The organism is Paraglaciecola polaris LMG 21857, assembly GCF_000315055.1.
In the GTDB taxonomy this organism is placed as follows: Bacteria; Pseudomonadota; Gammaproteobacteria; order Enterobacterales; family Alteromonadaceae; genus Paraglaciecola; species Paraglaciecola polaris.
On record NZ_BAER01000073.1, the window covers coordinates 45804 to 54259 of the forward strand.

At 45.6% G+C, this 8456-nt stretch carries 7 protein-coding genes; all 7 read left to right on the top strand.

Annotated features, from left to right (window positions below; translation table 11 throughout):
- Nucleotides 1-4: 4 nt before the first annotated feature.
- The 7 genes from GPLA_RS13775 (at nucleotide 5) to GPLA_RS13805 (ending at nucleotide 8421) form a co-directional block, all read left to right on the top strand.
- Entirely contained in the window at nucleotides 5-2146 is a 2142-nt protein-coding gene (locus GPLA_RS13775) for an FAD-dependent oxidoreductase (RefSeq protein ID WP_007105538.1), read from the top strand.
- A gap of 125 nt (nucleotides 2147-2271) precedes the next feature.
- On the top strand, nucleotides 2272-3150 hold the full coding sequence (locus tag GPLA_RS13780; RefSeq protein WP_007105539.1) for a DUF547 domain-containing protein: 879 nt from the start codon (nucleotides 2272-2274) through the stop codon (nucleotides 3148-3150).
- A complete protein-coding gene (locus tag GPLA_RS13785; protein ID WP_007105540.1) occupies nucleotides 3134-4357 on the top strand; it encodes an ABC transporter substrate-binding protein in 1224 nt (407 codons plus the stop codon). The genes GPLA_RS13780 and GPLA_RS13785 overlap by 17 nt, the downstream gene beginning before the upstream one ends.
- Nucleotides 4333-5982 (top strand): ABC transporter permease family protein, encoded by a 1650-nt coding sequence (locus GPLA_RS13790; RefSeq protein ID WP_051997682.1) that lies wholly within the window; start codon nucleotides 4333-4335, stop codon nucleotides 5980-5982. The genes GPLA_RS13785 and GPLA_RS13790 overlap by 25 nt, the downstream gene beginning before the upstream one ends.
- Entirely contained in the window at nucleotides 5966-6634 is a 669-nt protein-coding gene (locus GPLA_RS13795; RefSeq protein ID WP_007105542.1) for an ATP-binding cassette domain-containing protein, read from the top strand. Before GPLA_RS13790 ends, GPLA_RS13795 begins: the two co-directional genes overlap by 17 nt.
- Nucleotides 6635-6689: 55 nt before the next feature.
- Nucleotides 6690-7310, top strand: a complete 621-nt coding sequence (locus GPLA_RS13800; RefSeq protein ID WP_007105543.1) for a CDP-alcohol phosphatidyltransferase family protein — start codon at nucleotides 6690-6692, stop codon at nucleotides 7308-7310.
- 403 nt (nucleotides 7311-7713) lie between these two features.
- The gene (locus GPLA_RS13805; protein WP_007105545.1) at nucleotides 7714-8421 is read left to right on the top strand and encodes a DUF1499 domain-containing protein; all 708 of its coding nucleotides are present in this window, start codon (nucleotides 7714-7716) and stop codon (nucleotides 8419-8421) included.
- The last annotated feature ends 35 nt before the right edge of the window (nucleotides 8422-8456 follow it).

An 8456-nucleotide genomic window follows, 5' to 3' on the forward strand; every position in this document is an offset into this window, starting at 1 on the left:
CCTCATGAATAGTAAACGTACAATATTAGTCGTCATCATTGCGGCGCTAATCGCCAGTTTTTTTATATTGGATTTAAACCAATATCTCACCCTTGAAAGCTTAAAGAGCAATCAACAAGATTTAGCACAATATATAAACGCGAATTGGTTAGTCGCATTTATCGGCTACCTTTTGATTTATGCTGTCGCCACGGCCCTTAGTGTGCCAGGCGCCGCTATTTTAACTTTGGGTGCGGGGGCTTTGTTTGGGTTCGGTTGGGGCTTATTACTGGCCTCTTTCGCCTCGAGCATCGGTGCCACATTGGCCTTTTTGGCATCACGCTTCTTACTTCGTGACTGGGTGAAAAATACCTTTTCTAAAAAGCTTGAGTCTATCGATAAGGGTATCGAAAAGGACGGCGCATTCTACTTGCTCAGCTTGCGTCTTGTGCCTATTTTCCCTTTCTTCATTATCAATTTAGTGATGGGCGTAACCAGCATAAAAACTTGGACTTACTACTGGGTAAGTCAACTAGGCATGCTTATTGGAACGGCTGTTTTTGTGAATGCCGGTACCCAATTGGTTGAAATAAATCAGCTGTCTGACATTCTTTCAAGTGACCTGATCTTGTCGTTCGTGTTGCTAGGCATATTCCCTATATTAGCTAAATTTATTCTCAGCGCCTTACAACAACGCCGCGTGTACAAAGGCTGGAAAAAGCCACAGAAATTCGATCGTAACCTAGTCGTTATCGGTGCAGGTTCAGCAGGTTTGGTCACTGCGTATATTGCCGCAGCAATCAAATCAAAAGTGACCTTAGTAGAGCGTCACAAGATGGGTGGCGACTGCCTTAATACTGGCTGCGTGCCGTCGAAAAGCTTGCTGCACGCCAGTAAACTCGCCCATATTCATCATACGTCGCAAAATGCTGGGGTGACTTATGACGCACCAAAAGTTGATTTCAAAGCGGTGATGAACAAAGTGCACAGCGTGATTAAATCAATCGAACCTCATGATTCCGTTGAGCGCTACGAATCTCTTGGTGTTAACGTGGCGATTGGCAGTGCAACGATTGTTTCACCTTGGCAGGTTGATATTCAAACTGAAGACGGCGTGCAATCATTGACCACACGCAATATTGTTATTGCAACCGGTGCCCGTGCTTTTGTACCTGATATCCCGGGCTTAAAAGATATCGATTATTTAACCGCCGATAATTTATGGGAAATTCAAGAACAGCCGAAACGCATGATAGTGCTTGGCGGCGGACCGATTGGTTGTGAGTTATCGCAAGCGTTTGGTCGCTTGGGCACGCATGTCACCCAAATTGAGCGCGGTGCTCAGGTACTGAGTAAAGAAGACCCAGATGCAGCCTTGCACTTACAAACTCAACTGGAAAAAGACGGCATCGATTTACGCCTGAATACCAGCGCCATAGCGGTTGAAACCACCAGCGAAGGCAATGTGCTATTGGTCGAATTTGCAGGCAAAGAAGAACGTATACCGTTTGATAAAATTTTGGTCGCTGTCGGTCGCCAAGCTAATTTGACCGGTTTTGGTTTAGAAAAGCTCGGCATTGAGACCGACCGTACGGTTATCACCAATGACTTTTTACAAACTAAGTATCCAAATATATTAGCCGCCGGCGATGTGGCGGGTCCTTATCAATTTACCCACACAGCCAGCCATCAAGCTTGGTATGCGGCGGTAAATGCGTTGTTCAGACCCTTTAAAATCTTCAAAGTAGATTACAGCGTCATTCCTTGGGCGACATTTGCCGAACCAGAAATAGCCACAGTTGGCTTAAATGAAGTGTCCGCAAAGCAACAAGGCATCGAAGTTGAAGTCACACGTTACGATATTGGCGGCTTAGACCGTGCGTTAGCTGACGATCACGCCAGAGGCTTTGTTAAAGTATTAACCAAGCCAGGTAAAGACAAAATATTAGGTGCCACTATTGTGGGGGCGAACGCCGGTGAGCTATTGGCTGAATTCGTACTCGCAATGAAACACGGCTTAGGCTTGAATAAACTGTTGGGCACGATCCACATTTACCCAACTATGGCAGAAGCCAATAAAAACGTAGCAGGTAACTGGAAACGCGACCATGCGCCGCAAAAAGTACTCGCCTTTCTTGAGCGTTTCCACACTTGGCGTCGTAAATAACTATAGGCATCGGATACAGGTGAACCCGTTTGCCTGCCACCGTGTATAGACCTCAGTGCTGATGCACTGTCGTCTATTATGCTTTCATCGGACAACAATATGTGCAAACTAAAGCGAGGAAGAGCATGAATAATCTAGCGTACATAAACAAGCGTTTACGTAATTATCCCCTCATCAGCAGTATGTTATTACTGTTCACGTTGGCCACTCAGTTACATGCAGAAGAGTTTGATCACAGCTACAACGGCTTTGACACGGTTCTTCACGAGGTTGTTCAGCTTTCAGATGATAAAAAACAGACCCGGGTGGACTACCAACAACTGGCATTGCAGAAAGATCATTTAAATAGCCTATTAACCTCCTTTTCTCAGGTCACAAAAACACAGTATGACGGCTGGGATGAGCAACAAAAACTGAGCTTTTTGATCAATGCTTACAATGGATTCACCCTCAAGCTGATCGTGGATCACTGGCAAGAGTTCACGGAAGGCGACGCCACTTCTATCCGTGACCTAGGCAGCTTATTCACCACCCCATGGGAAAAAAAGTTCTTCGTGTTATTTGGCAGTCAACACAATTTAGACGATATCGAACACCAAATGGTACGTAAATGGTTCAAAGAACCGCGTATTCACGCCGCATTAGTATGTGCTGCGGTTTCATGCCCGCCCCTACGCAGTGAAGCCTTTTTGGCTGACAAACTCACCGCGCAGCTCGATAGCCAGATGCAATTATTTTTAGCCGATAACAGTCGCAATGAAATTCTCGTGGATGGTCAAAAAGGCCAAGCTTCATTGTCGTCCATTTTCAAATGGTATCGTGGTGACTTTGAAAAAGGCGATCAGGGGTTTAATTCGCTGTTTGATTTGCTTAATGCCTATAGCTATGCCTTGGTACAAGATGACGAAAACTCGCAAGCTCAGCGAAATGTACTAAAAAGTGCGGATTATCCAATTATATTTAAAGATTATGACTGGCGTTTAAATGATGTGGCTAACTTCTAAATCAGCAAAAGCACTAGGGGCAGTAAAACGCCCAACTAACGCTAGTGGCCTTTTGACACTGTGCTTTTTGTCACTATTAGTGCTATTGCCCTTTGCAGAGGTTAACGCCCAAGACAATCCGTCGTCAGAAGCAAGCAAGCGTGCAAACAGCCAACAATGGCAACAAACCCTTGCCAGTGCACAGGGTGAAACCGTGTACTTTTACGCATGGGGAGGCTCAAAACCGGTTAATGACTATTTGCGCTGGGCGGCCAAAGAAGTGGCTAGGCGTTACAAGATAAGACTGCGTCACGTGAAAGTGGCAGACATCAGTGAGGCTGTCAGCCGTTTAAAAGTAGAAAACGGCCGCAACAGTGCGATTGATTTACTGTGGATCAACGGTGAAAATTTTAATTTTCTAAAATCACAACATTTGCTGCTCGGTGACCTTTGGCAGCAGATCCCAAACAGCGCATTGCTGGCAACAAAAAAGCTTTCACTACACAGTGATTTCGGTGTCCCTATGGACGGGTTTGAGGTCCCCTGGGGCGTAGGTCAATTTAATGTTATGGCCAATAAAGGGCTGTTTGATCATGAGACCCTGACCCCTGAGACCTTACTCAATGCCGCCAAGCAAAACCCGGGGCGCATCAGCTACCCTCGCCCGCCGGAGTTTCATGGCACCACTTTTTTAAAACAACTGTTAGTTGCCCTAAGTCATGACGATAAGCGCCTATATGAGTCAGCAACACCCACAGCTCAAAATGAATTACTGCCCTTGTTGTGGAATTACCTTGACCGGTTGCACCCCCTGACTTGGCAACAAGGCAAAGCGTTTCCTAGCTCCAATACCGAACAGTTGTCTTTGCTGCAGCAACACCAATTGGCGCTAGCGGTGAGCTTTAACCCCAATCAACTGGCCAAAGAACAAAGCGAAAAACGTATTCCAGACTCAGTTGAGCGTGTGTATTTTGCCCAGGGGGCGATAACCAATAGTCATAACTTAGCCGTTCCTAAAGGGGCACAAAATCCAAATGGGGCCAAAGTAGTGATTAATTTTTTATTGAGTGAGCAGGCACAACGACAAAAGCTTAAGGGCAACTGGGGCGATCCAAGCGTGATAACCCCCGTATTAGACAACGCCTCAACTCTGCCCGCGCAACAAGAACTGCACAGCTCTTGGCAGCAAATTATCGAAGATTCATGGCAACAAAAATACGGCGCTTAACCCTTAGTACGGGTTGGCTGCTGGTTGCTTTTGCAGCCGGGTTGCCCCTGTTTGGCGTCATACTCGGATTGTGGCCCTCAGTACCTATTGCATGGGCAGACATCACACGTTTTTTTGCATACAAGGGGCTGATGTCTTCAGTGACCAGTACGCTTTTTCTGTCTCTGAGCGCACCACTTCTAGCCTTATATGTGGCTTTTATGGTTTACAGCCAATACCGCTTTAACCCTCGCTGGCAAGCATTAGAGAAACGCCTAGCGCCACTGTTATCCCTGCCTCATTTGGCAGTGGCCTTAGGCTTAGTGTACCTCTTCAGTCCCGGAGGCATGGTTTACAGTGCGTTTGCCGGAATAATCGGTCACGCTGCTCCTGACTGGTTAGGGTTACCTCGCAAGAGTCTGTTGACCATGATTTTGGCAATTAGCATCAAAGAAGTGCCGTTTTTTTTACTGATTTTTAGTGCGCTGGGCCGTCAACTTGCGATCAAAGACTGGTTGCTACAAGGCAGGGCTTTGGGTTACAGCGAGAGTGCAAGTTGGTGGTTATTGGTTTTTCCTATCATGCTCAAACAATCACGCTTAGCACTGCTCGCGGCGATGGCCTACACCTTATCAGTACTCGACATTAGCTTACTGATCGGGCCGAACATTCCCGAACTATATGCCGTAGCCTTGTACAACTGGCAAACCGGCTTTACCAGTGCCGATCAAGCAAATGCGTTTTTAGGTAACCTATTATTGCTTATTATGCTCGCCACTTTGATCACCGGCATATATTTACATGAATGGTTAGTCGTGATGCGTTTACGTACCAATGCTGTGATGGCAAAGCCACTTAACATCGCCCGTTTAAGCAGGGTATTCACGGCGTGGTTAGGCTTTTTTAGCCTGTTAACTGTGGCTATTTTGGTAACATTTTTACTTTGGTCATTGGGCTGGAACAGTCAAAGCACATTGAGTAGCATCAACTGGTCACCTGCCTTGTGGCAAGATGAATGGTTTTTCATGCAAGGCCCATTACTGAATAGTTTACATATTGCATTTTTTAGCAGTATTTTAGGGGTGGCGATCACCTTGCTCGCATTAGAATTACAGCAACAAAGCCAACGTTATCTACCGGATTATATTTGGCTGCTAGCCATATTATTGCCGCAACTGAGCATGGTACATGGTTGGCGAATAGCCCATAGCGATTTATCCGCCAGCTATACAACATCATGGATCATTCTGACTCATATACCTTTTACCTTTGCTTATAGCTACTTAGTATTACGCGGGCCCTTTCAAAGCTTAAACCGTCATTATGAGCTGGTTGCAGCCAGTTTTGGTTACACCTATTGGCAACGATGGTGGCAAATTCGCTTTATGTTGCTACGTCCCGCACTGCTCAGTGCGTTAGCGATCGCATTTTCGGTCAGTATCGCCCAGTATATCCCCACCCTCATCATTGGTGCTGGCCGCATTACCACTATCACCACCGAAGCGGTGGCCATTGCCTCAGGCAACGAACAGAGCATTACGGCTGTTTATATGTTAGTTCAAGCGATATTACCTTTTATCGCCTTTTTAATTGCCAGTGTGCTGGCCCAACGTATTCGAGGAAGTTTCGATGCTACGCATCATTAATTGTCATATCAGCACAGACCATTGGCGTATTGAGCTACCCGATATCTTCCTACAAAGTGGCGAATTACTGGTGCTGACAGGCCCAAGTGGCATGGGTAAATCCACTTTTTTACACTGGGTTTTAGGTGACACGATTAAACATGCCAATATCAGTGGCGAAATACATCTTAATGATGTTTCACTCAATGCACTGAGTATCGAGAAACGTTGCATTGGCCTGCTGATGCAGGACGTACATCTGTTCCCGCATTTAAACGTGCTAGATAACATCTGCTTCGCGTTACCCTCATCAGCAAAAGATAAAGGGGGACAAAAATTAAATAAAAACCAACGCAAAGAGGCAGCTATGCGCCTGTTAAACAAAATTGATATGGGATACGTAGGCGAACATTTTGCTGAACAATTAAGTGGTGGGGAACGCTCTCGTGTTGGCTTGATTCGAGCCCTTGCCAATCAGCCTAAGGCCTTGTTGATGGATGAACCCTTTGCGGCCCTTGACCCACAGACCTGTGCTCAGGTCAGCCAGTGGGCTTTTGAGCAGTTACACACCCAGGGCGTGCCAGCCATTATGGTCAGTCACGATATCAACAATATTCCGCCTGAGGCTCAACACCTAGATTTGGCTAAATATTACCGCCGTATCGCTTCATAACAACCCGCTGACATATACTAATGCAGGCATCGATAGATTCACTACAAGGTAACCCATGATTGACCCCATTCTAAACCGACTTCTTAAACAGCCCCTATGTGCCCTTGCTAAGCAGATGATCAAACGCGGTGTTACCGCCGACGCTGTCACCTTTGTGGGCTTCATCGTTGGCATGTTGGCCGTACCGGCCATTATATTTGAGCAATATATCCTAGCCTTAATCTTAATTTTACTGAATCGACTGGGAGACGGATTAGATGGAGCCATTGCCAGAGAAACGTCGCCGACTGACGCAGGTGGATTTTTAGATATTACCCTCGATTTTATTTTTTATTCCGCCATCGTATTTGCCTTTGTGTGTGTTGCACCAGCACAAAACGCCATTGCTGGAAGCTTTTTAATGCTCTCATTTATGGGCACCGGCGGCAGTTTTTTAGCTTTCGCAATTATGGCGAGCAAACATGGCATCGACAGCCCCAACTACCCACAAAAAAGCCTACATTATATGGGCGGACTCGCCGAAGGGTTTGAAACCATATTAGTGTTATGTTTATTTTGTCTGTTGCCCACCCATTTTGTCTTGATTGCCAGTGTGTTCGCGGTGATTTGTTGGATAACAGCGATTATTCGTATCTGGGTGGGATACAACACTTTGCTCGCCACTAAAACGCCCTAACTTTCTTTGGGTGTTGCGCGAAATGGCATCATCAAGACCACCCCAATACTCATATTATGTCGCTCTTTGCTTTCATCAGCCCAAGGTTAAGCCATCAGCCCCTGCTGCCTGATGGGTATAACTTGCAAATAGCCGACCTCAAATCGATACATTAAAAGCAAATTTAGCCACTGGCGATAAACAGTTGGGCAGCAATGCGTCCCAGAGCAGCATAACAACCAGCACAGTTAAAAACGGCCAATACGCCGCCATGCTTCATTTTACAGACTTATCCAAATACATAATAAATGAGAAAGTTCAGTCCAAAAACTATTGCTGATAGTATTAGTTTGTTCATATATCATGAGTTAACAAAAATCGGATATTAAAATTCGATTAATAAAATAATAATGGAGAACTGCTTATGAAGACCTTGATTAGCCTAATTAGCTTGCTGGCAATTTTACTCGTCGCCTTACCTGGCCCCTTATACAAATTTGGTATTTTAGAATTAGGCCCTGCCTTTAGCGGTTTACGCTACGGTGTTTACGTGGGTATTGCGGCATTAGTGCTACTACTTATTCAAGTCATATTCATGCGCAAAAATATCAGCTGGGCATCGGCGGGTGTTTCAGCCTTGCTCGCAATCGTTGCCGTCGGTTTACCTATGAGCATCATGAGTAAAGCCAAGTCAGTGCCCCCTATTCATGACATATCAACAGATTTAATTAACCCGCCTAAATTTGTCGCCATTGTTGCCCTGCGTGCCGATGCACCTAACCCGGTAGAATACGCTGGGGATGAAACCGCTAAACAGCAGCGCGAAGCCTATCCTGAACTAACAACGCAAAAATATGCCCAGAACACGGATCAATTATTCGACGCTGCACAAGCCGCGGTCAAAAGTTTAGATTGGGAACTGGTAAATGCAGATAAGTCCCTTGGCATTATTGAAGCCACAGATACCACGGGTTGGTTCGGCTTTAAAGATGATGTTGTTGTGCGTATTCGCACCACTGGTGAAGAAAGCTTTTTGGATGTACGCAGTAAGTCCCGAGTGGGTAAGAGTGACTTAGGTAAAAACGCTGAACGTATTCACACCCTAATCAATGAGATAAACAAAAATCTATAATCCGCTAATGCAGGGATGATAATTATTAAAAAACG

Coding starts and splice junctions, on each gene's coding strand:
- GPLA_RS13805 (WP_007105545.1), top strand. CDS start 7,714: ATGAAGACCTTGATTAGCCTAATTAGCTTGCTGGCAATTTTACTCGTC.
- GPLA_RS13785 (WP_007105540.1), top strand. CDS start 3,134: ATGTGGCTAACTTCTAAATCAGCAAAAGCACTAGGGGCAGTAAAACGC.
- GPLA_RS13800 (WP_007105543.1), top strand. CDS start 6,690: ATGATTGACCCCATTCTAAACCGACTTCTTAAACAGCCCCTATGTGCC.
- GPLA_RS13775 (WP_007105538.1), top strand. CDS start 5: ATGAATAGTAAACGTACAATATTAGTCGTCATCATTGCGGCGCTAATC.
- GPLA_RS13780 (WP_007105539.1), top strand. CDS start 2,272: ATGAATAATCTAGCGTACATAAACAAGCGTTTACGTAATTATCCCCTC.
- GPLA_RS13795 (WP_007105542.1), top strand. CDS start 5,966: ATGCTACGCATCATTAATTGTCATATCAGCACAGACCATTGGCGTATT.
- GPLA_RS13790 (WP_051997682.1), top strand. CDS start 4,333: ATGGCAACAAAAATACGGCGCTTAACCCTTAGTACGGGTTGGCTGCTG.